Origin of the sequence: Klebsiella sp. G-Nf4 (assembly GCF_002810615.1) — a bacterium.
Taxonomy (GTDB): Bacteria; Pseudomonadota; Gammaproteobacteria; order Enterobacterales; family Enterobacteriaceae; genus Klebsiella; species Klebsiella variicola.
On the sequence record NZ_PION01000001.1, the window covers coordinates 17588 to 40898 of the forward strand.

The following is a 23311-nucleotide window of genomic DNA, read 5'->3' on the forward strand; positions in this document are numbered from 1 at the left end:
GAGGTTAACGAAGTGGGTATGCTTTCTGCCGCTCGTCTGCGGCTTTATCATTTACTTTTTGATCAGAATCGACGTTCCGGCCGCCGCTTCGAAGGGCTGTGCGGACTTTTCGCCTTGCTCAGCGTGCTGGTGATTTTTATCGAGTCGGGGCTGGGCACGCAATATCATCTGACATTAGATGAATGGCATATCTTCGTCTGGCTGGAGCTGCTGGTGACCGCGGTTTTTACCGTGGAGTACCTGCTGCGTATCGCCACCTGGCCCAATCCGCTCCACTATATTTTCAGTTTTTGGGGGCTGATTGACCTGGCGACGATTTTACCGCTGTATGTAATGTGGCTGTGGCCGGAGATTAGCCTGAATTATGTCTTTGCCTGGCGAGCAATGCGGGCGATCCGCGCGCTGCGTATTCTCAAACTGTTGCGCTTTATGCCTTCGCTCAACGTGTTCTGGCGAGCAATCGTCAGTGCGCGTCACCAGCTGATTCTGTTCTATTCGTTTATCGCCATTGTGATGGTGATTTTCGGTTCGCTAATGTATTTGATCGAGGGGCCGGAATACGGCTTTACGACGCTCAATGCCTCGGTCTATTGGGCCATCGTGACCATCACCACCGTCGGCTATGGCGATATCACCCCGCATACCCCACTGGGCCGCATTCTGGCGTCTATCCTCATCCTGATCGGCTACTCCATTATCGCGATACCGACCGGGCTTATCACTACCCATATGACCAGCGCCCTGAATCGTCGGCGTCAGCGTCGCCTGTGTCCGCAGTGTCAGCAGGGCGACCATGACGATAACGCCCGTTTTTGTCACGCCTGCGGGCATGCGTTGCCGGAATAAGCTGCCAGCATAAAAAAAGCCTGCCGGGAGGATCGCGGCAGGCTTTTCACTGGCTGGTGAGCGTTACTCACGCCATAGAATATGACACAGCTTATGATCTTTTTCGCGGCACAGCAGAACACGGGCGAAAATGTCATTGATTTCCCCGCCATCGGTATCCGCCAGGCCAATCACCACTTCGGCGAAGAAATCCGGATTCAGATCGTAATCCACATGCTCTTCCCAGTCTGCTGCCGGGTCGAACAGCTCGGCGCCCCCGCGCTCTTCAAACTGCAGGTTAAACAGAATGATGTCCGCCGGGTCGAGGTTGTCGGCCGCCAGCTCGAGGAAGATATCGTAAGCCTGCTCAAGCGTTTCGTCTTCGGTCAGGCGGTTGTTTAAATCCATATCCATGATTGCTACTCATTCGGTATCTGATGGGCACGTTTTACAGCAACGGGCTGAAGAAGTAAAACAGTCGCTCGACGATCCGCTGCCAGAGCGGTCGTTTTAGCCAACGACGGGCGTCAAGCAGGCGCGAACGTGAGATATAGTCATCCTGGACCGCCGCCAGATCGCTGCCGAAACCGGCGTCATCAATGACCAGCGTAATCTCAAAATTGAGCCACAGGCTGCGCATATCCAGATTCACCGTTCCCACCAGGCTGAGTTCGCCATCCACCAGCACGCTCTTGGTATGCAACAGTCCGCCTTCAAACTGATAAATTTTGACCCCGGCTGCCAGCAGCTCGGTGAAAAAGGCCCGGCTGGCCCAGCCCACCAGCAGTGAATCGTTCTTGCGCGGTAAAATAATACTCACGTCGACGCCGCGCTGGGCTGCGGTACAGATCGCGTGCAGCAGGTCGTCGCTGGGCACGAAGTAGGGCGTCGTCATGATCAGATGCTCTTTCGCCGCGTAGGCGGCGGTGAGGAGCGCCTGATGGATCAGATCTTCCGGAAAGCCCGGGCCGGAGGCGATCGTGTGGATGGTATGCCCGCTGGCCTCTTCGAACGGCATGATATTGACGTCCGGTGGCGGCGGCAGAATGCGCTTTCCGGTTTCGATTTCCCAGTCGCAGGAGTAGACGATGCCCATCGAGGTCGCCACCGGGCCTTCCATCCGCGCCATCAGGTCAATCCACTGGCCGACCCCCGAGTCTTGCTTAAAGTAGCGCGGATCGACCATATTCATGCTGCCGGTATAGGCAATATAGTTATCGATCATCACCATTTTGCGATGTTGACGCAAATCCATCCGGCGCAGGAACACACGCATCAGGTTAACTTTGAGGGCCTCGACGACCTCAATACCGGCGTTACGCATCATCGCCGCCCACGGGCTGCGGAAAAAGGCCACGCTGCCCGCAGAGTCGAGCATTAACCGACAGTGAACCCCGCGACGGGCGGCGGCCATCAGCGATTCGGCGACGCTGTCGGCCATACCGCCTGGCTGCCAGATATAAAAGACCATCTCGATATTGTGGCGGGCCAGCTGAATATCGCGGATCAGGGCCTGCATCACATCGTCAGATTCCGTCAGCAGCTGCAGCTGGTTGCCTTTCACCCCGCCAATCCCCTGACGCCGTTCGCATAGCTTGAACAGGGATTCGGCCACCGGGCTGTTATCTTCCGCGAAGATATGTTTGCAGGCTTTGAGATCGTTTAACCACTTGGCCGTCGAGGGCCACATCGCTCTGGCGCGTTCCGCCCGGCGTTTGCCGAGATGCAGTTCACCAAAGGAGAGATAGGCGATAATTCCCACCAGCGGCAGGATATAAATGATCAGCAACCATGCCATGGCGGACGGGACAGCGCGGCGTTTCATTAGAATTCGTAATGTTACACCGGCGATCAACAGCCAGTACCCCAGAATGACCAGCCAGTTCACCACCGTGTAAAAGGTTGTCATAGATGTAAAATCCTTTTGAATGACGTTATGTGATGAGTTTACGCATCAGTATTTTTCTGGCAAATAAAAACGCAGCAAAAGCGGTAGTCAGTTGCCGGTAGAGGTTTATAATGGAGGCTGTTTTCACTCGTAGAGTCGTTGCAATGAAGCGTAGTAGAACGGAAGTAGGGCGCTGGCGCATGCTGAGACAGGTGAATCGCCGTAAAGCGCGCTGGCTGGAAGCCCAATCGCGCCGCAATATGCGGATCCTTGCTATCAGGAAGGGACTGGTGAAACGGCAGCGTCATGCTCTGCTGTTTGTCTTCCCCGACTGTTAAGTGAGCAGATTAACGGCACCGTGAGCGGTGCCGTTGTCGTTTTCTCAATTCTGCGCTGAATTCCCTTTTTATCTTCGCCATCTTTTATCTTCGCGATATTGAAATCTTTGTGTTGTCATGCAGCGATGCAACGACAGACTGAACCTGGCTTGATTTCACGTCTCATTGAAATAGGCATGCTATGCACGCCACGTTATTCCTGGCAGTTTCTTTCAGACTGAACCTATCCCTGGCGCCACAGGAATTAATCGGCATGCAGCATTTATTGTTACCCAGACAGGTGCGGCGTTGTCGAACGCATGTCACCACAGACCAGCAGATGCAACCTGATGTAAGTTGAGGGGAATAATGAAACAGGCGCTGTCAGGAAATCGCGCTTGAGGCTAAATGAACCCCACCGGAGCTGAAATAATCTGCGCCAGTGTTTCCCTTTCAGGATGGCGGTCTGGATAACGCGCCTGAATAAAATGCACGCTATTACGCGTGCGTTAATTTATATCGCATATGCTTCAGTAGATAAGGTGATGGTCACGTTATCACTCACCGCTGGCACATACTTATCAAGCTTGAAGTCAGAACGTTTGATTACACCCGTCGCATCAAAGCCAATAGCCTCTTTTTTCACCATCGGATGCATGTCCTGCTTATTCAGGGTTGCATGCAGTACTACCGGTTTGGTGATGCCTTTAATGGTCAGATTACCTTCAACATCATATTTATTCCCGCCTTTGCTTTCCACTTTGGTACTCTGGAAAGTGGCCTCTGGAAACGTTTTGACATCGAAGTATTCTTTGCCTAAAAATTCATCGGTTAACGCTTTGACATGCGTGTCAATGGTTTTTACCGGCAGAGTAACGTTAACAGAAGATTTTTCAGGGTTTTCTTTGTCAAAAGACAATTTTCCTGAAACATCAGAGATATAGGCTGTAGGGTTAGAGAATCCGAAATGGTTCCAGGCAATAAAAACCGACGTGTGCTGCGGATCCAGGTTATATTCCGTCGCCGCGGCTTGTGAAACAGGGATATATAAGGCAAGCAGAGAAAGAAATGCTGTTTTTTTCCAAAGGTTCACAAAAAGCTCCTTACATGGGTCAGGTCCAAAAATAGTAGCCCAAAAAAATTAAGCGTTTATTGAAAACATTTGTTATTCCCTTTCAAAATTTTTAATCAATTACGAATACCCCTACAATAACCCTGCGTGAACTTTACGCAAAGCAATTAATAGAATTTAAAAAATTATCATCTGCAACTTTTACCTTATAGCGTGATTTTTATTGGCCAATGTCAGCGTGTTATGTGTGCCTTTATCATTCGGGTAATGCAATTTTGGGGGCCGTGAAATCACTGCGTTCCTGAATGTAGGAAGCTTGTCTAAGCCCGGTGCAATACCTTCCGAAAACCAGAGGATAATCCGTATTTACCCTATGGCTTAATATCGATCAGGAAAAAGTGACCCGCATCGATATGCGTATCCAGTCAATTTCAAAAAAAGAGTAATAACCATGGTTTAAGCTGTTAGCTGATTTAATGTTCATATCAAACATGAAAATTCAATATATTATTCTGTAATGTCCATCGGTTATAGTTGTTTCCGTTTCATTGTATTTGGCGTTTTTTTTGCTATATCACGCCAGGCTTGCATAAAAAACAATCAACAAATAAATAAAATACAAGATCTTACATAACGGACTTACACAATCTATTAACAATTCAATATAATTCCTGGCATCGATGTTTTGTCGCCATTTTCTATCCCGGCATTATGCTTCATTTATGCCATCTGGCTTACTGCGGGGTTAAACATCGATAGTTAAATAAGAAATAGTTTTATTTCATGGTGTTATCAGGAGAGTTATTATGTCAGATACGAATCCCCGCTCATCCGGCTGGTTAGGCCTGTGGTGCCTGCTGGTCGGCGTGATACTGTTTGCGACAGGCCTGTTCTTTGTCATCGGCGGTTATAAACTGGTTTCCCTGGGGGGAAGCTGGTATTTCCTTATTGCCGGGGTTATTACCCTGCTCGCCGCGATTCAGTTTTTCCGCCGCAAGTCGTCCGCGGTGTGGCTGTTTGCTCTGGTATTCGTGGGTACCCTGATTTGGGCACTGTTTGATGCCGGCTTCGACTTCTGGCCGCTCGTTTCCCGTTTGATGGTACCCGCCGGGTTGATGCTGCTGGCAGCGGCCACCTGGCCTGCGCTACGTAAGCATGAAGGAAAGCCTTACAGCACCAAAGGGGCATGGGGGGTCTGCGTTGTCCTGGTTATCGCCATGGGCGTCACCTTTGTTCAGATGTTTCAGCCCCATCCCACAGTGGCTTTCAGTGGCGAGAAATTACCGCTGGTGCCGGTAAAAGAAGACGCTAAACAGCAAAACTGGGACCACTACGGCAATACTGCCGGCGGTAGCCGTTTTGTGGCGCTGGACCAGATCACGCGTGACAACGTAAAAAACCTGAAACCCGTCTGGACCTTCCATACTGGCGACACTCCGTTAAGCCCGGATGGCAATGGCGCAGAAGATCAGCAAACGCCGCTGCAGGTAGGCGATCGCGTTTTCCTGTGTACCCCACATAACAATGTGATCGCCGTGGATGCCGATAGCGGAAAAGAGATCTGGAGAGCGGAAATTAATGCTAAATCCGCAATCTGGATGCGCTGCCGAGGCCTGGCGTATTTTGATGCGACGAAGCCACTGACGCAGCCCACTGTGGCTGGTTCCACACCGGTTCTGCCGGCACAGGTCGCGCCGGGAGCCGCATGCCAGCGTCGCATCCTGATGAATACGATTGATGACAGATTGATCGCCTTAGACGCTGATAACGGCCAATTCTGCCCGGACTTCGGGACGAACGGCAGCGTGAATCTGCGAGAAGGGATGGGGGCCGCGGCAGATCCAAGCTATGTGTTGACTTCAGCCCCGACGCTGGCTGGCACCACAGTGGTGGTTGGTGGCCGCGTGGCGGATAACGTCAGTACTGACATGCCGGGCGGCGTGGTGCGCGGTTATGACGTGATCACTGGCCAGCAGCGCTGGGCATTTGATCCGCGTAATCCGGATCCCAATCATGTTCTGCAACCGGGGGAACATTACAAACGCAGTTCCGCTAACTCCTGGGCGCCCATGTCCTGGGATGCGTCGATGAATACCCTGTTTATTCCGATGGGGAGCTCCTCTGTTGACCTGTGGGGCGCAGACCGTATTCAGGGCGATCACAAATACGCCACTTCAATCCTGGCGCTGGATGCGACCACCGGGAAAGAGAAGTGGGTATACAAGACCGTGCGTAACGATCTGTGGGACTTCGATGTCCCGATGCAGCCAAGCCTGGTCGATTTCCCGACCAAAGAGGGCAACAAACCCGCCGTGGTGGTGGGGACCAAAGCGGGCCAAATCTATGTACTTGATCGCCTGACGGGTCAACCGCTTACCGAAGTGAAAGAGGTCCCGGTGAAACCGGCTGATATCCCAAATGAACAGTATCCGGCGACGCAGCCGCGCTCTGTTGGGATGCCGCAGATTGGGGCGGAAACCCTGAAAGAATCTGATATGTGGGGGGCAACGCCGTTTGATCAGCTGGTCTGTCGTATCAGCTTCAAATCGATGCGTTATGACGGGCTGTACACCATGCCGGGGACCGATGTTTCCCTCAGCTTCCCGGGCTCTCTGGGAGGAATGAACTGGGGCAGCCTGTCCACCGATCCGAACAACCACTATATTTTCGTCAATGATATGCGCCTGGGTCTGTGGGTTCAGCTGATTAAGCAGGACCCGCAAAGCGCGGTGGCCAACACCGGTGGCGAGGCGGTGAACGCCGGGATGGGGGCAGTCCCGATGAAAGGAACGCCGTACTCGGTCAATAAAAACCGTTTCATGTCGCCGCTGGGGATCCCGTGTCAGAAACCACCGTTTGGTACGCTGTCCGCGATTGACCTGAAAACACAGAAAATCGTCTGGCAGGTGCCGGTCGGTACCGTCCAGGATACCGGTCCGTTTGGCGTAAAAATGCGTGCTCAGATGCCGATCGGTATGCCAACGCTGGGCGGAACCCTGGCCACTCAGGGCGGTCTGGTCTTCATTGCCGGAACCCAGGACTACTACCTGCGCGCTTTCGATTCATCGACGGGTGAAGAAGTCTGGAAAACCCGTCTTCCGGTAGGAAGCCAGGGGGGACCCATCAGCTATGTCTCGCCGAAGACCGGCAAACAATACATCCTGATTTCCGCCGGTGGTGCCCGCCAGTCGCCGGATCGCGGTGACTACGTGATTGCCTATGCGCTCGATAAGTAACAGGTAGTTGGATCAGCGATAACGATCAAAGGCCCCCGCCGGACAGCGGGGGCCTTTTATATTAATGCATGGATGGCGAGACGGTAGGCGACGATGTGGTGGCAGGAGAGGGGATCTGACCCTGCACAGGACAGGTCAGTGAGAGAACAGCCAAACTTTTCGCATGATTGAAAAGGGCGGCATTTTAATGTTGTGTACCAAAATGCGCCCTTTAATCTGATGGCCTGGTGTGTTTTTGTGGCTAACCAGAAAAATAACAGGGGATTTTTTTCAAAATACTTTTTTGTACGGCTTAACAGAGACCTGGCGGTAGACGCCAGCCGCAATGTACGGATCATCATTCGCCCAGGACTGAGCCGCTTCCAGCGACTCAAACTCGGCAATCACCGTTGAGCCGCTGAACCCTGCTGCGCCGGGTTCGTTGCTGTCAACGGCCGGCATTGGCCCGGCGGTAAGCAGCCGGCCTTCATCGTGTAAGAGTTGTAGACGCGCGAGATGCGCAGGGCGAACCGAGAGCCGCTTTTCCAGAGAATCGGCGATATCTTCAGCGTAGATAACGTAAAGCACGGCAAAGCTCCTTATCAATAATCAGGCGAATTACGTTAAGTTAAACGGCGATGGACTGCAATGCAAAGATGCATACCGGTGTCGAATGCGCTGCCGGCGCGGCTTTTTTCTGCAAATGGTGGCAAAAATTGACTCAGGTTAAGACGCCTTATTGAATATGATTGCTATTTGCATTTAAAATCGGAGCATCATTTTTCAACAGAAACGACTATGAGCGCAATGACCCTTGATTTACCTCGCCGCTTCCCGTGGCCAACGCTGCTGTCCGTGGCTATCCACGGTGCCGTTGTGGCGGGGCTGCTTTATACCTCGGTACATCAGGTTATTGAACAGCCTTCTCCGACGCAGCCGATAGAGATTACGATGGTCGCGCCGGCCGATCTTGAGCCGCCCCCGGCGGCACAGCCAGTCGTGGAGCCCGTTGTCGAACCTGATCCTGAGCCGGAACCCGAGGTGGTGCCTGAACCGCCGAAAGAAGCGCCGGTGGTTATCCATAAACCGGAACCGAAGCCGAAGCCTAAACCCAAACCCAAACCGAAACCCAAGCCGGAGAAAAAGGTTGAGCAGCCCAAGCGGGACGTGAAGCCGGCAGCAGAGCCGCGTCCGGCCTCGCCGTTTGAAAACAACAATACGGCGCCAGCGCGCACCGCGCCGAGCACCTCGACCGCGGCCGCCAAACCCACCGTTACTACCCCGAGCGGCCCGCGTGCGATCAGCCGTGTCCAGCCGACCTATCCGACCCGCGCCCAGGCGCTGCGCATCGAGGGGACGGTACGGGTGAAGTTTGACGTGACGCCTGATGGCCGAATCGACAACCTGCAGATCCTCTCTGCCCAGCCGGCAAATATGTTCGAGCGCGAAGTGAAAAGCGCGATGCGCAGATGGCGTTACGAGCAGGCAAGACCGGGAACCGGCGTGACGATGACTATCAAATTCCGTCTGAATGGGGTCGAAATTAACTGATAACGGAGCCCGGCGGATCGGAGAGGTCCGCCGGGAGCCTTTTCTAACGTGCTTTTTCCATCAGCACATCGTCCAGCGCCTGCTGGGCGGTCACCAGGTGCTGGCCACCGAACAAAATTGCCCGGTTCAGCAGGGTGTACAGCTGATAGACTGGCTGACGATCGAGAAAACCTGCTGGCAGCGGTGAAACGGACTGGTAGCCGTCATAGATCTGCGGCGGCTGTTCCGGGTGCATCGGCAGCATGGCTAAATCACACTCGCGATCGCCCCAGTAGCAGGCTGGATCGAAGATGTAGGGGCCATCTGGTCCTAAGGCGCAGTTACCGGACCACAGGTCACCATGGAGCAGAGAAGGTTGCGGCTGATGGTTGGCCAGCCGCTGCTGAACCACATCGACTAAGGTATCGATATCGCCAAAGTGCAGCCCTTTCTCCGCCGCCAGCTCCAGCTGCCAGCCGATACGCTGCTCGGCAAAGAACACCGACCAGCGACGCTGCCAGGCGTTGGGCTGCGGCGTGGTGGAAAGATCGTTGTCGAAATCCAGACCAAACTGCGGCTGATCGCTCCACTGGTGCAGATGAGCTAACTGCTGGCCGAGCAGGAAGGCATTATGCGCATCCAGCGGACGGGGAGGGAGGTATTCCATGACCACAAAGCTGTAGTCACGGTCGCTGCCGACCGCAAAGACCTGCGGCACGCGAACGGTTTTGCTTCGCGACAGCAGTTCCAGCTGATCGGCCTCGGCGGTGAAGATGGGCAGAAGCTCACGTTCGTCGCATTTCACGAAGTAATCTTTCCCGCCGAAGCGTAAATGCCAGGCCGAATGGATTTCCCCACCGGGCAGCTCGGTTTTCAGTTCGATTTCAGCGTTTTCGGAATGCCAATCGCGTAAAAGTGTACTGATTGCTTGCCACATGCTGTCTCTCCCCATGTTTTCCACCATATCATAAGGTTAGCGCACTGCTACCGGGTAAACCTGGAACTGACGCACAACTGACGCTTTCCGTTGCGTTAAACGCACTTATTGAGCTTTTAACCACTCGGCGAATGTGCTGACCGTAATCTCTGCCGGGCGGCCCAGGGCCGATTCCGCCAGTCCTGCGCTGAGGGCCTTAACTTCATCAGCATCCTGGGCGCTGAGCAGGCCAAAGGTGTTGGTCCCCAGCTCATGGGGATTGCCGTCTTCATCATTGAGCGTCAGTACGAACCCGGCGCGGGTAAAGTGGTTGCTGACCTCGTTGATCTCCGTCAGCGCCTGTTCGTGAAAGGCGACGCTGGTGACCCAGGCGGTTATCTCATTGCTCATCTCTACACCCCATTGTTATCCATAGCCTTTCCAGCATAGACCATCCAGCCAATATCGTGACTCCCTCCGCCGACGCGGAGGGGCAGGGAAGATCAGCGACCGCAGAGATAATCGTAGATTTTTTGCGTATTGGCCTGCGAGCAGAGACGGGTGCCCTGATTGATCGTCGCGGCGCTACCGGCGGCGACGCCAAAGCGAACCATATCCTCCAGCCCGGCGTTTTCCGCCAGACGCAGGGTCATGGCGCCCACCATGCTGTCGCCGGCGCCGACGGTGCTCTGGCTTTTCATCGGCGGCGGCACCACCTGAACGCTGCCGCTGGCGTCAACGCCTAGCGCCCCCTGCGGCCCGAGCGAAACCACCACCCGGCGTACTTTACCGGACTGGATCAACGACTGGGCGGCAAGGCGTACGTCATCGGGTTGGCTCAGATCGCGCTGTACGAGGGCGCTGAGCTCTTTCTGGTTCGGCTTCACCAGCTCAATATTGCCGACGTCCAGCGCCGCAGCCAGCGCGTCGCCGGAGCTGTCGATAATGCAGCGCAGCCCCTGCTGTTGCGCGTTTTTCACCAGTTGCGTCAGGTTTTCGACGCTGATACCTGGCGGCAGGCTGCCGCTCACCACCAGCAGTGAGCCGGGTTCGATCGTCAGGACTTTCTCTTCCAGGCGGCGGAACTCATCATCCGTCAGCGCTGCGCCGGGCATGACAAAGCGATATTGTTCGCCGCTGGCGGCCACGTGAACGTGCAGGTTTTGCCGCGTCCAGTCTCGGGTTTCGACGGTCTCGACCGGTACCTGCTCATCGGCCAGCAGGGCTGCTAAGTGCTCGCCGGTGGCGCCGCCAACCGGGAAAATGGCGGTGGCTTTACCGCCAAGAAAGGTCACGGCACGGGCGACGTTGATCCCGCCGCCGCCGGGCTCAAATACCGGCGCGCTGCAGCGGAGTTTACCTTCGGGGTAAATCTGTGGGGTCTGCGTGGCGCTATCCAGCGAGGGGGCCAGCGTTAGCGTATAAATTTTGGTCATTCCTTCTCCTCCTTAATACGGCGACTGTATTTTATTTAAGCATGGCACGATGACTCCGGGAGGGAAAGTGATGTTCCTGAGAGATTTGCAAAGAAGCTTGTATTTTCATTATGAAATAAAGATTGTTTCCGGAGCTGTCTTATTCAAAAAACGAAAGAGTAAGTGATTGCTATGTTATTCGTGCTTTTTTATAATTTGCTACCTTTCTTAGGACCTGCACACCGCGATCCTCGCGAAAGTTTCCGGGACCCTCAGGTCTCTTTTATGTTGTACGGACGCTAAATTCAATGAGCGGGCAGGTTGTGTCTGTTCATCATTTGTACTGTCCTAAAAAATGTATTTTAGAGAGTTATAATGAAGCTTTTAAAGACAGTACCCGCAGCGGTTATGCTGGCGGGGGGGCTTTTTGCGTCTGTTGGCGCAATGGCCGATGATTCTGTATTTACCGTCATGGATGACCCTTCCGCTGCTAAAAAACCTTTCGAAGGTGTGGTTAACGCAGGCTACCTGGCGCAGTCCGGCAACACCAAGAACTCCTCGATGACGGCAGATTCCACCTTGACCTGGTATGGTAATACCACCGCATGGTCGCTGTGGGGGAACGCCAGCAACACCTCTTCCAACGATGAGCGATCCTCAGAAAAATATGCAGTCGGTGGGCGTAGCCGCTATAACCTGACCGATATGAACTATCTCTTTGGTCAGGGCAGCTGGCTGACCGACCGCTATAATGGCTATCAGCAGCGTGATGTCCTGACGGCGGGTTATGGTCGTCAGATCCTCAACGGTCCCGTGCACAGCCTGCGGTTTGAATTCGGTCCTGGCGTCCGCTATGACGAGTTTACCGATGGAGAAACCGATACTCAGCCGCTGGGTTACGCCTCCGGCACCTGGGCCTGGCAGATGACCGATAACGCCAAATTTACGCAAGGGGTATCGGTGTTTGGCGCTGAGGACACCACCGTCAACTCTGAGAGCGCGTTAAACGTGGCGATTAACGCCCATTTCGCGCTGAAAGTCGCTTACAACGTGACCTGGAACTCGGCGCCGCCTTCCTCTGCGCCGGAGCATACCGATCGCCGGACGTCGCTGTCCCTTGGGTATAAAATGTAATATTTTCAGGCCGGGTTTTCCCGGCCTGTTCGTTTTAAATTTAGCAATTAGTGGCATTATTTTTTCTGACCTTTCGTTTTAGTTTTTATAAAAAGAAATAGCCCTCCATCTTTTCTCCATTATTCCCGATTTGTTGACAAATATTCATTCTATTTGACACGAAAAGCTAAATATTTGACGGACAAATATGTGATCTGGATCTATACTGAGATGCACTGACCTGGCGGAGAAATCGCGCGGTCTGTCTTCCGTAATAAGAGAATGAACATCATGAAAAACACTCAATTTACCATCGCAGCCCTGGCGCTGTGCGTGCTTTCTTTTGGCGCATCAGCTGCCACGCCAGTCCCGCCGTCGGGCAACCAGGACCATACTCAGATAGGCATCGCCAAAGCGACTGACGTTGAGGCTGGCTCGAATATCGCCCCCGGTTCCCGGACCACCGGACAATCCATGAGCGATGCCTTTAATGTGCATACGCTGGTGGCCGGCGAGTGGTCGTAATATACCAGACCTTTATTTCGTCGTACGTCAATTAAGCCGGGTGAAGCGGTACCGGTTTAACGATCTGCATTAAAGATTAAGCATGCAATATCATTGCGTCTCTTCTATCACGTCCGAATAATATTATCCGGTTTTGCCGGCGATTATTCTCGCCTGCAGTAGCAGGATATTCGTCTTTTTATCTCTATCTCTCTTGTTTTCTCCACATTCCGCCATCATTTATACGCTTGCGGCTTTAATCACGTATCAATGATGTGTAAACTACTCCCCGGTGTTATCAGCAGGCGGTGGCAGGCGGGAACGGTCCATCCGGTCGTCCTCCTTTTTTCGCAGAGTGAAGCGGGAACTGCGCCTTAACCTGATGATAATTATGATTATATAGTTTTGTATGTGCTCTTTCGTGTGGGGCACCACTGCAAATAAGGACATAAAATGCCTGTAATTACGCTTCCTGATGGCAGTCAACGCCATTTTGACCACGCTGTTAGCCCAATGGATGTTGCGCTGGATATCGGTCCAGGCCTGGCGAAAGCCACCATTGCCGGGCGGGTAAACGGTGAACTGGTAGACGCCTGCGACCCGATCGAAAACGATTCCACCCTCTCTATTATCACTGCGAAAGATGAAGAAGGGCTGGAGATCATTCGTCACTCCTGTGCGCACCTGTTAGGCCATGCCATTAAACAGCTGTGGCCCAACACCAAAATGGCTATCGGTCCGGTTGTCGATAATGGCTTCTACTATGACGTAGACCTCGACCACACCCTGACTCAGGAAGATATCGACGCGCTCGAAAAACGTATGCATGAGCTCGCCGAGAAAAACTACGATGTCATCAAGAAGAAAGTCAGCTGGCACGAGGCGCGTGAAACCTTCGTGAAGCGTGGCGAAACCTATAAAGTTTCTATTCTTGACGAAAACATTGCTCATGATGATAAGCCGGGTCTGTATCATCATGAAGAATATATCGATATGTGCCGCGGCCCGCACGTACCGAATATGCGCTTCTGTCATCACTTCAAGCTGATGAAAACCGCCGGTGCCTACTGGCGCGGCGACAGCAACAATAAAATGTTGCAGCGTATCTACGGTACCGCGTGGGCGGATAAAAAAGCGCTGAATGCTTATCTGCAGCGTCTGGAAGAAGCCGCCAAGCGTGACCACCGTAAAATCGGTAAGCAGCTCGACCTGTATCATATGCAGGAAGAGGCGCCGGGTATGGTGTTCTGGCATAACGATGGCTGGACCATCTTCCGTGAACTGGAAACATTCGTTCGTTCTAAACTGAAAGAGTACCAGTATCAGGAAGTTAAAGGTCCGTTCATGATGGACCGTGTGCTGTGGGAAAAAACCGGTCACTGGGACAACTACAAAGATGCGATGTTCACCACCTCTTCTGAGAACCGTGAATACTGCATCAAGCCGATGAACTGCCCGGGTCACGTGCAGATCTTCAACCAGGGATTGAAATCCTATCGCGATCTGCCGCTGCGTATGGCGGAGTTCGGTAGCTGTCACCGTAACGAACCATCAGGTGCGCTGCACGGTCTGATGCGCGTTCGCGGCTTTACCCAGGATGATGCGCATATCTTCTGTACTGAAGATCAGGTTCGCGATGAAGTGAACGCCTGTATTCGTATGGTCTACGATATGTACAGCACCTTTGGCTTCGAGAAGATCGTCGTCAAACTGTCGACTCGCCCGGAAAAACGTATCGGTAGCGATGAGACCTGGGATCGCGCGGAAGCGGATCTGGCGGTGGCGCTGGAAGAAAATAACATCCCATTTGAATATCAACTGGGCGAAGGGGCCTTCTACGGCCCGAAAATTGAATTTACCCTGTATGACTGCCTCGATCGTGCATGGCAGTGCGGTACCGTACAGCTGGACTTCTCTCTGCCGCAGCGTTTAAGCGCCTCCTACGTAGGCGAAAACAACGAGCGTCAGGTGCCGGTTATGATTCACCGCGCAATTCTTGGTTCTCTGGAGCGCTTCATTGGCATCCTGACCGAAGAGTTCGCTGGCTTCTTCCCAACCTGGATTGCACCAGTGCAGGTAGTGGTCATGAATATTACCGATTCTCAGGCTGAATACGTTAACGAATTGACGCGTAAACTACAAAATGCGGGCATTCGTGTAAAAGCAGACTTGAGAAATGAGAAGATTGGCTTTAAAATCCGCGAGCACACTTTACGTCGTGTCCCGTATATGTTGGTCTGTGGCGACAAAGAAGTCGAAGCCGGCAAAGTGGCCGTGCGCACCCGTCGCGGGAAAGACCTCGGCAGCATGGACGTAAGTGAAGTGATTGAGAAGCTGCAACAAGAGATTCGCAGCCGCAGTCTTCAACAACTGGAGGAATAAGGTATTAAAGGCGGAAAACGAGTTCAAACGGCACGTCCGAATCGTATCAATGGCGAGATTCGCGCCCTGGAAGTTCGCTTGACAGGTCTGGAAGGCGAAGCTTTGGGTATTGTGAGTCTGAGAGAAGCTCTCGAAAAGGCTGAAGAGGCCGGAGTAGATTTAGTTGAAATCAGCCCTAACGCCGAACCGCCAGTTTGTCGTATCATGGACTACGGCAAGTTCCTTTATGAAAAGAGTAAGTCTTCTAAGGAACAGAAGAAAAAGCAAAAAGTTATCCAGGTTAAGGAAATTAAATTCCGTCCTGGGACCGATGATGGTGATTACCAGGTAAAACTCCGCAGCCTGGTTCGCTTTCTCGAAGATGGCGATAAGGCTAAGATCACACTGCGTTTCCGCGGTCGTGAGATGGCCCACCAGCAGATCGGTATGGAAGTGCTTACGCGCGTCCGTGACGATCTGAGTGAACTGGCAGTAGTCGAATCCTTCCCTACGAAGATCGAAGGCCGCCAGATGATCATGGTGCTCGCTCCTAAGAAGAAACAGTAAGGCCTTCAAGTAGCGATGTCAGTGGAGCCTTAGGGCTTCACTGATGTTGTTCGCCTATGTTTCGTTTATTAACAATGCGAAGTGGAAGTTATTAAGATGCCAAAAATTAAGACCGTACGCGGTGCTGCTAAGCGCTTCAAAAAAACCGGTAAAGGTGGTTTTAAGCACAAGCACGCTAACCTGCGTCACATTCTGACTAAAAAAGCTACCAAGCGTAAACGTCACCTGCGTCCGAAAGCCATGGTTTCCAAAGGCGATCTGGGCCTGGTTATCGCGTGCCTGCCGTACGCATAAGTCGTTAACGTTTAACTTTTTTAACTTAGAATAGATACAGGAGAGCACACATGGCTCGCGTAAAACGTGGTGTAATTGCACGTGCACGTCACAAGAAAATTTTGAAACAAGCTAAAGGCTACTACGGTGCGCGTTCTCGCGTATACCGCGTTGCCTTCCAGGCTGTTATCAAAGCTGGTCAGTACGCTTACCGTGACCGTCGTCAACGTAAACGTCAGTTCCGTCAACTGTGGATTGCACGTATCAACGCAGCAGCACGTCAGAACGGTATTTCTTACAGCAAATTCATCAATGGCCTGAAAAAAGCCTCTGTTGAAATCGACCGTAAGATCCTGGCTGACATCGCCGTATTCGACAAAGTAGCGTTCACCGCTCTGGTCGAAAAAGCGAAAGCAGCTCTGGCATAAGCCAGTTGAAAGAGGGAGCTTGTCTCCCTCTTTTCGTTTCAACACCATCAATACATTGACTTTTATCGGCGCAGGCTTTTCAATACAGGTCTGACGTTTCTTACCAGACAAGGTAATGCAAGCATGAATGCTGCTATTTTCCGCTTCTTTTTTTACTTTAGCACCTGAACTCAGGAGGCTAGCGCGTGAAAGAAGAAACGGAAAACAGCGCCAGAAAGCCTCCCCTGTGGAGGCTTTTTTCGTATATGGATTCGGGATATTAATTTCACTATAACCGGTGTCTGCACCGACATAATGAGGAAAACCATGTCACATCTCGCAGAGCTGGTTGCCAGTGCCAAGGCAGCCATTAACGAGGCATCAGATGTTGCTGCGCTGGACAACGTCCGCGTGGAATACCTGGGTAAAAAAGGGCATCTGACCCTGCAAATGACCACCCTGCGTGAGTTACCGCCGGAAGAGCGTCCGGCAGCCGGCGCGGTCATCAACGAAGCGAAAGAGCAGGTGCAGCAGGCGCTGAACGCGCGCAAAGCTGATCTGGAAGGCGCAGCGCTGAATGCGCGTCTGGCCGCAGAGACCATTGACGTCTCGCTGCCGGGACGCCGCATTGAAAATGGCGGCCTGCATCCGGTCACTCGCACCATCGACCGTATTGAAAGTTTCTTCGGTGAGCTCGGCTTTACCGTGGCGACTGGCCCGGAAATCGAAGATGATTACCACAACTTCGATGCGCTGAATATTCCGGGTCATCATCCGGCGCGCGCTGACCACGACACTTTCTGGTTCGATGCCACTCGCCTGCTGCGTACTCAGACCTCCGGCGTGCAGATCCGCACCATGGAAAACCAGCAGCCGCCCATCCGCATTATCGCGCCGGGCCGCGTCTATCGTAACGACTACGACCAGACTCATACCCCGATGTTCCACCAGATGGAAGGTCTGATTGTTGATAAAAACATCAGCTTCACCAACCTGAAAGGGACGCTGCACGACTTCCTGAACAACTTCTTTGAAGAAGATCTGCAGGTGCGCTTCCGTCCGTCCTACTTCCCGTTCACCGAGCCGTCCGCAGAAGTTGATGTGATGGGGAAAAACGGCAAATGGCTGGAAGTGCTGGGCTGCGGGATGGTACACCCGAACGTGCTGCGTAACGTGGGTATCGATCCGGAAGTCTACTCCGGCTTCGCCTTCGGTATGGGGATGGAACGTCTGACCATGCTGCGTTATGGCGTGACCGATTTGCGCGCGTTCTTCGAAAACGATCTGCGTTTCCTCAAACAGTTTAAATAAGGGCAGGACAGAACAATGAAATTCAGTGAACTGTGGTTACGCGAGTGGGTTAACCCGGCGATCGACAGCGAAGCGCTTTCCGATCAGATCACCATGGCGGGCCTCGAAGTCGATGGCGTTGAGCCGGTTGCCGGCAGCTTCAACGGCGTAGTGGTCGGTGAAGTGGTGGAGTGCGGCCAGCATCCAAATGCTGACAAACTGCGCGTCACCAAAGTCAACGTGGGCGGTGAACGCCTGCTGGATATCGTCTGCGGCGCGCCAAACTGCCGTCAGGGGCTGAAAGTCGCCGTGGCGACCATCGGCGCCGTACTGCCGGGCGATTTTAAAATTAAAGCGGCGAAGCTGCGCGGTGAACCGTCAGAAGGGATGCTGTGCTCCTTCTCCGAGCTGGGTATTTCCGACGACCATAGCGGAATTATCGAACTGCCGGCGGATGCGCCGATCGGCACTGATATTCGTGAATACCTCAAGCTTGACGATAACACTATCGAAATCAGCGTCACGCCAAACCGCGCCGACTGCCTGGGTATCATCGGTGTGGCGCGCGATGTCGCTGTGCTGAACAAAGCGCCGCTGAACGCGCCGGAAATCACTCCGGTTGCCGCGACCATTGACGACGTGCTGCCGATTCAGGTTGACGCGCCGCAGGCCTGCCCGCGCTATCTGGGCCGCGTGGTGAAAGGCATCAACGTCAAAGCGCCGACGCCGCTGTGGATGAAAGAGAAGCTGCGTCGCTGCGGGATCCGCTCCATCGACGCGGTGGTTGACGTGACTAACTATGTCCTGCTTGAGCTGGGCCAGCCGATGCACGCCTTTGACCGCGACCGTATCGAAGGCGGGATCGTGGTGCGCATGGCGAAAGAGGGTGAAACCCTGGTGCTGCTCGATGGCTCTGAAGCGAAGCTCGACAGTGACACCCTGGTTATTGCTGACCATAACAAAGCGCTGGCGATGGGCGGGATCTTCGGCGGGGAACACTCCGGTGTTAACGACGAAACCCAGAACGTGCTGCTGGAGTGTGCCTTCTTCAGCCCGCTGTCCATTACCGGCCGCGCGCGCCGTCACGGCCTGCACACCGATGCCTCTCATCGTTATGAGCGCGGCGTCGATCCGGCGCTGCAGTATAAAGCGCTGGAGCGTGCCACGCGTCTGCTGATCGACCTCTGCGGCGGTGAAGCCGGCCCGGTGATCGACGTGACCCACGAAGAGACCCTGCCAAAACGCGCCACCATTACCCTGCGTCGTAGCAAACTGGATCGCCTGATTGGCCACCATATCGATGACGCGCAGGTCACCGACATTCTGCAGCGCCTGGGTTGCGAAGTGACGGTAGGTCAGGGTGAATGGCAGGCAGTCGCCCCGAGCTGGCGTTTCGACATGGAGATCGAAGAAGATCTGGTCGAAGAAGTGGCTCGCGTTTATGGCTACAACAACATTCCTGATGAGCCAGTACAGGCGGGTCTGATCATGGGGACCCACCGTGAAGCTGACCTGTCGCTGAAGCGCGTGAAAACGCTGCTGAACGACAAAGGCTATCAGGAAGTGATCACCTACAGCTTTGTTGACCCGAAAGTCCAGCAGCTGATCCACGTCGGGGAAGAGGCGCTGATCCTGCCAAGCCCGATCTCCAGTGAAATGTCGGCGATGCGTCTGTCGCTGTGGACCGGCCTGTTGGGGACCGTGGTCTACAACCAGAACCGTCAGCAGAGCCGCGTGCGCATCTTTGAGAGTGGTCTGCGCTTCGTGCCGGATACTCAGGCGCCGCTGGGCATTCGTCAGGATGTGATGCTGGCCGGGGCGATCTGCGGTAACCGCTATGAAGAGCACTGGACGCTGGCGAAAGAGACGGTCGATTTCTATGATCTGAAGGGCGATCTGGAATCCGTTCTGGATTTAACCGGTAAATTGGCCGACATCGAGTTCCGTGGCGAAGCGATAACTGCGCTGCATCCAGGCCAATCCGCAGCGATTTATCTTAAAGGTGAACGCATTGGTTTCATTGGGGTTGTTCATCCTGAGCTGGAACGTAAACTGGATCTGAACGGTCGCACTCTGGTGTTCGAACTGGAGTGGAACAAGCTCGCAGACCGCGTGGTGCCTCAGGCGCGCGATATTTCCCGCTTCCCGGCGAACCGTCGCGACATCGCGGTACTGGTCGCTGAAAACGTGGCTGCTGCCGATGTTTTAGCCGAATGTAAGAAAGTTGGCGTAAATCAGGTAGTTGGCGTAAACTTATTTGACGTGTACCGTGGTAAAGGTGTGGCGGAAGGGTATAAGAGCCTTGCGATTAGCCTGATCCTGCAGGATACCAGCCGTACACTCGAAGAAGAGGAGATTGCCGCTACCGTTGCCAGATGTGTAGAGGCATTAAAAGAGCGATTCCAGGCATCATTGAGGGATTGAACCTATGGCGCTTACAAAAGCTGAAATGTCAGAATATCTGTTTGATAAGCTTGGGCTTAGCAAGCGGGATGCCAAAGAACTGGTCGAGTTGTTTTTCGAAGAGATCCGTCGTGCTCTGGAAAACGGAGAACAGGTCAAACTCTCCGGGTTCGGCAACTTCGATTTGCGGGATAAAAACCAACGCCCGGGACGTAACCCGAAGACGGGGGAGGATATTCCCATTACAGCCCGGCGCGTGGTGACCTTCAGACCCGGTCAGAAGCTGAAAAGCCGTGTCGAAAACGCGTCACCGAAAGACAAATAATCTGAACTAATTAAAAAGGCCGCATTGCGGCCTTTTTCTTTTCTATACGTCCTTACGCTTTGACGGCGGTGAGCATGATCTCCACCAGGATATCCGGTCGCGCCATCTCCGCCTGTACTGCTGCTCGCGCCGGGCTCTGGCCTTCCGGCATCCACTGTACCCACACGTCATTGAATGCGACAAAATCACGTTCGATATCTTTCAGCCAGATCTGCGCGGAGAGAATTTGGCGCTTATCGCTCCCGGCAGCCGCCAACAGGGCATCGATCTTCTCCAGCACTTCACGGGTTTGTAAAACGATATCGTCTTCGCTGCTTTTTGGCGTCTGCCCGGAGAGGAACAACAGATTGCCATACGCAACGCTGGCGGAAAGGCGAGGTTGTGGATTATTGCGAATAATGGTCATGCGGTTTGTTTCCATGTGAGACCTTCTAAAGAAATAGTGGGTGCCTGATTGTCGATTAACGCGCCCAGCACCACCGCGCTGCCGGCGGCGAGGGTAAAGCCGAGACTACCCTGGCCGAGGTTCATCCACAGATTGGGGTATCCGGCGCGACCCAGCATCGGCGGGCCTGCTGGTGTTGACGGGCGCATGCCGGTCCAGGCTTCGGCCTTGTCCAGCCCTTCGAGTTCGGGAAAGCTACGGGCGACGATGTTTTTCAGCGCCTGAATGCGGCTCTCGCGCAGTTGGTCGCCGTCGTAGCCGATGTCCACCATCGCCGCGATGCGCAGTTGTTGGCCAAGGCGGGCATAAACGATTTTGTGCCCGTAGTCGGTGACGCTGATGTCAGGGGCAATACCTGCTTTTTCAGGATAGGGCAGGGTCAGGCTGTACCCCTTCAGGGCGCACAGCGGCACGCGAACCCCCAGATGCCCAAGCAGAGGACCGCTGCCGTTACCGGCGGCAACGACATAATCATCGCCGGTGATGGTTCCCCGGTTGGTCTCCAGGGCGCTGATGCGTCCGCCGCGCTTATTGAGCTGCTGCACCTCACAGTGCGTCAGCAGGCTAAAGTCGTTGCTGGCATTGAGCTTGTCGAGCAGGGCAAGGCAGAACTGATGGCAATCTGCCGTTTCATCGCCCGGCGAATAAATTCCGCCCTGCAGCGAAGGGCTGATATGTCTGAGTGCCGGCTCCAGCTGCAGACAGGCGTCAGCATTCAGCGCTTGTTGATACTGAGGATCTATTCCTTTTGCCGCTTTATTAAAATCATATCCGCGGCGATGGATAATTAATTTACCGCTGCGCCGCCAGTGAAAATCGGCAAGATTATCCTCATCCAGCCATGACTGCATGACCTGACGGCTGAGCAACGACAGGCGCAAAATATGATTGCCGTTCATTTTATTAGTCTGGCTATTACAGGCACGCAGGAACTGCAGCAGCCAGCGCCACTGCTGGAAAGACATCTTAAGACGCATATTCAGCGGCGAATCGGCTTTGCCCATCCATTTAATCCCCTGCAGGGGAACGCCGCTATCGGCAAGGGGGGCAACGTAGCGATAACTTAATTGTCCGCCGTTAGCAAAACTGGTGGCACTGCCCGGTTCGGCATTGCGCTCCAGTAATTGCACCCGATGGCCGCGCTTAATCAGTTCCCAGGCCGTGGCCAGACCGACCACGCCGCCGCCGATAATGACAATGCGTTTGTTCATAACCCGATATATCCACCGCTGATCAATTTATCGGGTTATGTCAAAGCATTTACCCCAGCGGCGCAATTGACTTTTTATGGTCAGGGTATAACCGCAGGTTAATCTCCTTGAGTTGCTGGCGCAGACGCTGGCAGAGAAAATCGACGAACTTTTGCGCCATTGGACTCAGCGAAACATCGGCCCGGCGCAGCAGGCAGAGGTTGATGGCAATCGGCGGCGTAATGGGGTGGATCATCTCGGGATCCAGGTTGTGCTGGGCGGAAAAGATATCAGTGATGCTGCAGCCCATGCCGCGCTTCACGAACTCGGTAGCCATATAGTAGGTCTGGACGTTAAGCCGGGTGGTGGAAAAGTCGCGACGGGTGGCGATGGCCGCAGAGAGCGAGTGCGGCCCTGGCGAGATCCAGCGCTGCTGGTCGATCTGGCTGATGTCCACCGCCCCCTGACGATAATGACGGTCGATGTACACCAGCGGTACTTCGGCAATCAGGGTGGTCAGGATCTCTCCCTGCTGCACCGGCTGTAGCGTCAGCGCCAAATCTATCTCGCGCAAATCCAGTTTTCTGACCAGCGTCTCGGTGTGCTCGGTGGTGAGCGTCATCACCAGGTTGCTGTTTTGCTGATAAAAGTCGGTCACCAGCTCTGGCACCAGGCTTAACCCCAGGCTCGGCAGGCAGCCTAAGGTGATTTTGGCGCGCGGATCGCGAGCCAGGTTGTCGGCCAACAGGCGCAGGTTGTCCAGGTCCTGATAAATGCTCTGCGCTTTTTCGAAAAGTGTGATCGCCTCGCTGGTCGGTAGCAGCTTGCCGCGCACCCGCTGAAAGAGGGTAAAACCCAGTTTCATCTCGGCGCTTTTTAGCGCTTTGCTGGCCGCTGGCTGAGAGATATTAAGCGCTTCCGCCGCCCGTGACAGCGAGCCGCAGGTCATTACGGCATGAAAGATTTCCAGATGACGCAGTTTCATGAACAGTTAACTCAGGGTTATAGCCTACCGATAAAAAGTCATTTTCCACTAACACTAAGTTAACATAAATTTAATCTCCAATCAGCGCTCCGGTTACATATTGTGCTGTAGACCCCGCCTGATGGCGGAATATTACGCTCTCAGAATTTATTCCTTTGTACCCAAACGCACCCTCAGGCTCGCGGCCAATAATGAAAAAGAGGGGGGATGTTTTCTGAGCAGGCCCCAATACACCACCTGACCTTTACGGTCGGATTGATTGGCATTAAG

24 protein-coding genes and 1 other annotated feature are annotated in these 23311 nt (G+C 53.8%); of the genes, 14 read left to right on the forward strand and 10 right to left on the reverse strand.

Annotation, left to right across the window (positions count from 1 at the left end; all coding sequences use genetic code 11):
* Nucleotides 1-18 precede the first annotated feature (18 nt).
* A complete protein-coding gene (locus tag CWM57_RS00105; protein ID WP_100675429.1) occupies nt 19-846 on the forward strand; it encodes an ion transporter in 828 nt (275 codons plus the stop codon).
* A gap of 63 nt (nt 847-909) precedes the next feature.
* Here the strand turns inward: CWM57_RS00105 and CWM57_RS00110 are convergent, their stop codons facing one another.
* Together CWM57_RS00110 and cls are read right to left on the reverse strand one after the other, a co-directional pair.
* Nucleotides 910-1239: an HI1450 family dsDNA-mimic protein gene (locus CWM57_RS00110; protein ID WP_061154212.1), complete on the reverse strand. Its 330-nt coding sequence runs from the start codon at nt 1237-1239 to the stop codon at nt 910-912.
* Nucleotides 1240-1273: 34 nt separating this feature from the next.
* Nucleotides 1274-2734 carry a cardiolipin synthase gene (cls, locus tag CWM57_RS00115; RefSeq protein WP_008804416.1) on the reverse strand — a complete coding sequence of 487 codons (1461 nt, stop codon included), beginning with the start codon at nt 2732-2734 and terminating at the stop codon, nt 1274-1276.
* 143 nt (nt 2735-2877) lie between these two features.
* Here cls and CWM57_RS27110 point away from each other — a divergent pair, with 143 nt between their 5' ends.
* Entirely contained in the window at nt 2878-3051 is a 174-nt protein-coding gene (locus CWM57_RS27110; RefSeq protein ID WP_123235798.1) for a YciY family protein, read from the forward strand.
* 493 nt (nt 3052-3544) lie between these two features.
* Here CWM57_RS27110 and CWM57_RS00120 read toward each other — a convergent pair whose 3' ends face one another.
* Nucleotides 3545-4156: a YceI family protein gene (locus tag CWM57_RS00120; protein ID WP_227520639.1), complete on the reverse strand. Its 612-nt coding sequence runs from the start codon at nt 4154-4156 to the stop codon at nt 3545-3547.
* Nucleotides 4157-4908: 752 nt separating this feature from the next.
* Here CWM57_RS00120 and CWM57_RS00125 point away from each other — a divergent pair.
* Nucleotides 4909-7338, forward strand: a complete 2430-nt coding sequence (locus CWM57_RS00125) for a glucose/quinate/shikimate family membrane-bound PQQ-dependent dehydrogenase (RefSeq protein ID WP_074385539.1) — start codon at nt 4909-4911, stop codon at nt 7336-7338.
* Nucleotides 7339-7608: 270 nt separating this feature from the next.
* Here the strand turns inward: CWM57_RS00125 and CWM57_RS00130 are convergent, their stop codons facing one another.
* Nucleotides 7609-7905 (reverse strand): YciI family protein, encoded by a 297-nt coding sequence (locus CWM57_RS00130; RefSeq protein ID WP_008804420.1) that lies wholly within the window; start codon nt 7903-7905, stop codon nt 7609-7611.
* A 210-nt stretch (nt 7906-8115) separates the two neighbouring features.
* Between CWM57_RS00130 and tonB the strand changes: the two genes are divergently transcribed.
* The gene (gene tonB / locus CWM57_RS00135; protein ID WP_100675430.1) at nt 8116-8868 is read left to right on the forward strand and encodes a TonB system transport protein TonB; all 753 of its coding nucleotides are present in this window, start codon (nt 8116-8118) and stop codon (nt 8866-8868) included.
* A gap of 43 nt (nt 8869-8911) precedes the next feature.
* Here tonB and CWM57_RS00140 read toward each other — a convergent pair whose 3' ends face one another.
* From CWM57_RS00140 to pfkB, 3 genes are all read right to left on the reverse strand, one after another.
* Nucleotides 8912-9784: a fructosamine kinase family protein gene (locus tag CWM57_RS00140; protein WP_061154217.1), complete on the reverse strand. Its 873-nt coding sequence runs from the start codon at nt 9782-9784 to the stop codon at nt 8912-8914.
* Between the two features lie 105 nt (nt 9785-9889).
* Entirely contained in the window at nt 9890-10174 is a 285-nt protein-coding gene (gene ghoS / locus CWM57_RS00145; protein WP_100630680.1) for a type V toxin-antitoxin system endoribonuclease antitoxin GhoS, read from the reverse strand.
* 92 nt (nt 10175-10266) lie between these two features.
* Nucleotides 10267-11199, reverse strand: coding sequence for a 6-phosphofructokinase II (gene pfkB, locus CWM57_RS00150; protein ID WP_074385542.1), 933 nt, complete (start codon nt 11197-11199; stop codon nt 10267-10269).
* 354 nt (nt 11200-11553) lie between these two features.
* On the opposite strand from pfkB, the gene CWM57_RS00155 reads away from it, so the two are divergent.
* The 10 genes from CWM57_RS00155 (at nt 11554) to ihfA (ending at nt 20421) form a co-directional block, all read left to right on the forward strand.
* The gene (locus tag CWM57_RS00155; protein ID WP_061154219.1) at nt 11554-12312 is read left to right on the forward strand and encodes a YdiY family protein; all 759 of its coding nucleotides are present in this window, start codon (nt 11554-11556) and stop codon (nt 12310-12312) included.
* Nucleotides 12313-12582: 270 nt separating this feature from the next.
* Nucleotides 12583-12816, forward strand: a complete 234-nt coding sequence (locus CWM57_RS00160; RefSeq protein WP_061154220.1) for a hypothetical protein — start codon at nt 12583-12585, stop codon at nt 12814-12816.
* Nucleotides 12817-13248: 432 nt separating this feature from the next.
* Complete coding sequence (gene thrS, locus CWM57_RS00170; protein WP_074385544.1) at nt 13249-15177, forward strand: threonine--tRNA ligase; 1929 nt, start codon at nt 13249-13251, stop codon at nt 15175-15177.
* A gap of 3 nt (nt 15178-15180) precedes the next feature.
* Nucleotides 15181-15723, forward strand: a complete 543-nt coding sequence (infC, locus tag CWM57_RS00175; protein ID WP_012967832.1) for a translation initiation factor IF-3 — start codon at nt 15181-15183, stop codon at nt 15721-15723.
* A gap of 96 nt (nt 15724-15819) precedes the next feature.
* A complete protein-coding gene (gene rpmI, locus CWM57_RS00180; protein ID WP_001124225.1) occupies nt 15820-16017 on the forward strand; it encodes a 50S ribosomal protein L35 in 198 nt (65 codons plus the stop codon).
* A gap of 50 nt (nt 16018-16067) precedes the next feature.
* A complete protein-coding gene (gene rplT, locus CWM57_RS00185) occupies nt 16068-16424 on the forward strand; it encodes a 50S ribosomal protein L20 (RefSeq protein ID WP_000124850.1) in 357 nt (118 codons plus the stop codon).
* A gap of 118 nt (nt 16425-16542) precedes the next feature.
* Nucleotides 16543-16667: a sequence feature (Phe leader region), on the forward strand.
* Complete coding sequence (gene pheM, locus CWM57_RS27295; RefSeq protein WP_001386830.1) at nt 16548-16592, forward strand: pheST operon leader peptide PheM; 45 nt, start codon at nt 16548-16550, stop codon at nt 16590-16592. (Overlaps the previous feature by 45 nt.)
* Before the next feature lie 63 nt (nt 16668-16730).
* Nucleotides 16731-17714: a phenylalanine--tRNA ligase subunit alpha gene (pheS, locus tag CWM57_RS00190; protein WP_008804435.1), complete on the forward strand. Its 984-nt coding sequence runs from the start codon at nt 16731-16733 to the stop codon at nt 17712-17714.
* 15 nt (nt 17715-17729) lie between these two features.
* Nucleotides 17730-20117, forward strand: a complete 2388-nt coding sequence (gene pheT, locus CWM57_RS00195) for a phenylalanine--tRNA ligase subunit beta (protein WP_074385545.1) — start codon at nt 17730-17732, stop codon at nt 20115-20117.
* Between the two features lie 4 nt (nt 20118-20121).
* Nucleotides 20122-20421, forward strand: a complete 300-nt coding sequence (ihfA, locus tag CWM57_RS00200) for an integration host factor subunit alpha (RefSeq protein WP_002909098.1) — start codon at nt 20122-20124, stop codon at nt 20419-20421.
* 52 nt (nt 20422-20473) lie between these two features.
* Here ihfA and CWM57_RS00205 read toward each other — a convergent pair whose 3' ends face one another.
* Genes CWM57_RS00205 through CWM57_RS00215 form a run of 3 tightly spaced genes read right to left on the reverse strand, consistent with a single transcriptional unit; the run spans nt 20474 to nt 23041 of the window.
* Complete coding sequence (locus CWM57_RS00205; RefSeq protein ID WP_008804437.1) at nt 20474-20827, reverse strand: RidA family protein; 354 nt, start codon at nt 20825-20827, stop codon at nt 20474-20476.
* On the reverse strand, nt 20824-22089 hold the full coding sequence (locus CWM57_RS00210; protein WP_407045612.1) for a D-amino acid dehydrogenase: 1266 nt from the start codon (nt 22087-22089) through the stop codon (nt 20824-20826). Before CWM57_RS00210 ends, CWM57_RS00205 begins: the two co-directional genes overlap by 4 nt.
* Before the next feature lie 37 nt (nt 22090-22126).
* Nucleotides 22127-23041 (reverse strand): LysR family transcriptional regulator, encoded by a 915-nt coding sequence (locus CWM57_RS00215; RefSeq protein WP_048268542.1) that lies wholly within the window; start codon nt 23039-23041, stop codon nt 22127-22129.
* Nucleotides 23042-23311 lie beyond the last annotated feature (270 nt).

Coding starts and splice junctions, on each gene's coding strand:
- CWM57_RS00105 (WP_100675429.1), top strand. CDS start 19: ATGCTTTCTGCCGCTCGTCTGCGGCTTTATCATTTACTTTTTGATCAG.
- CWM57_RS00110 (WP_061154212.1), bottom strand. CDS start 1,239: ATGGATATGGATTTAAACAACCGCCTGACCGAAGACGAAACGCTTGAG.
- cls (WP_008804416.1), bottom strand. CDS start 2,734: ATGACAACCTTTTACACGGTGGTGAACTGGCTGGTCATTCTGGGGTAC.
- CWM57_RS27110 (WP_123235798.1), top strand. CDS start 2,878: ATGAAGCGTAGTAGAACGGAAGTAGGGCGCTGGCGCATGCTGAGACAG.
- CWM57_RS00125 (WP_074385539.1), top strand. CDS start 4,909: ATGTCAGATACGAATCCCCGCTCATCCGGCTGGTTAGGCCTGTGGTGC.
- tonB (WP_100675430.1), top strand. CDS start 8,116: ATGAGCGCAATGACCCTTGATTTACCTCGCCGCTTCCCGTGGCCAACG.
- CWM57_RS00140 (WP_061154217.1), bottom strand. CDS start 9,784: ATGTGGCAAGCAATCAGTACACTTTTACGCGATTGGCATTCCGAAAAC.
- ghoS (WP_100630680.1), bottom strand. CDS start 10,174: ATGAGCAATGAGATAACCGCCTGGGTCACCAGCGTCGCCTTTCACGAA.
- pfkB (WP_074385542.1), bottom strand. CDS start 11,199: ATGACCAAAATTTATACGCTAACGCTGGCCCCCTCGCTGGATAGCGCC.
- CWM57_RS00155 (WP_061154219.1), top strand. CDS start 11,554: ATGAAGCTTTTAAAGACAGTACCCGCAGCGGTTATGCTGGCGGGGGGG.
- CWM57_RS00160 (WP_061154220.1), top strand. CDS start 12,583: ATGAAAAACACTCAATTTACCATCGCAGCCCTGGCGCTGTGCGTGCTT.
- thrS (WP_074385544.1), top strand. CDS start 13,249: ATGCCTGTAATTACGCTTCCTGATGGCAGTCAACGCCATTTTGACCAC.
- rpmI (WP_001124225.1), top strand. CDS start 15,820: ATGCCAAAAATTAAGACCGTACGCGGTGCTGCTAAGCGCTTCAAAAAA.
- rplT (WP_000124850.1), top strand. CDS start 16,068: ATGGCTCGCGTAAAACGTGGTGTAATTGCACGTGCACGTCACAAGAAA.
- pheS (WP_008804435.1), top strand. CDS start 16,731: ATGTCACATCTCGCAGAGCTGGTTGCCAGTGCCAAGGCAGCCATTAAC.
- pheT (WP_074385545.1), top strand. CDS start 17,730: ATGAAATTCAGTGAACTGTGGTTACGCGAGTGGGTTAACCCGGCGATC.
- ihfA (WP_002909098.1), top strand. CDS start 20,122: ATGGCGCTTACAAAAGCTGAAATGTCAGAATATCTGTTTGATAAGCTT.
- CWM57_RS00205 (WP_008804437.1), bottom strand. CDS start 20,827: ATGACCATTATTCGCAATAATCCACAACCTCGCCTTTCCGCCAGCGTT.
- CWM57_RS00215 (WP_048268542.1), bottom strand. CDS start 23,041: ATGAAACTGCGTCATCTGGAAATCTTTCATGCCGTAATGACCTGCGGC.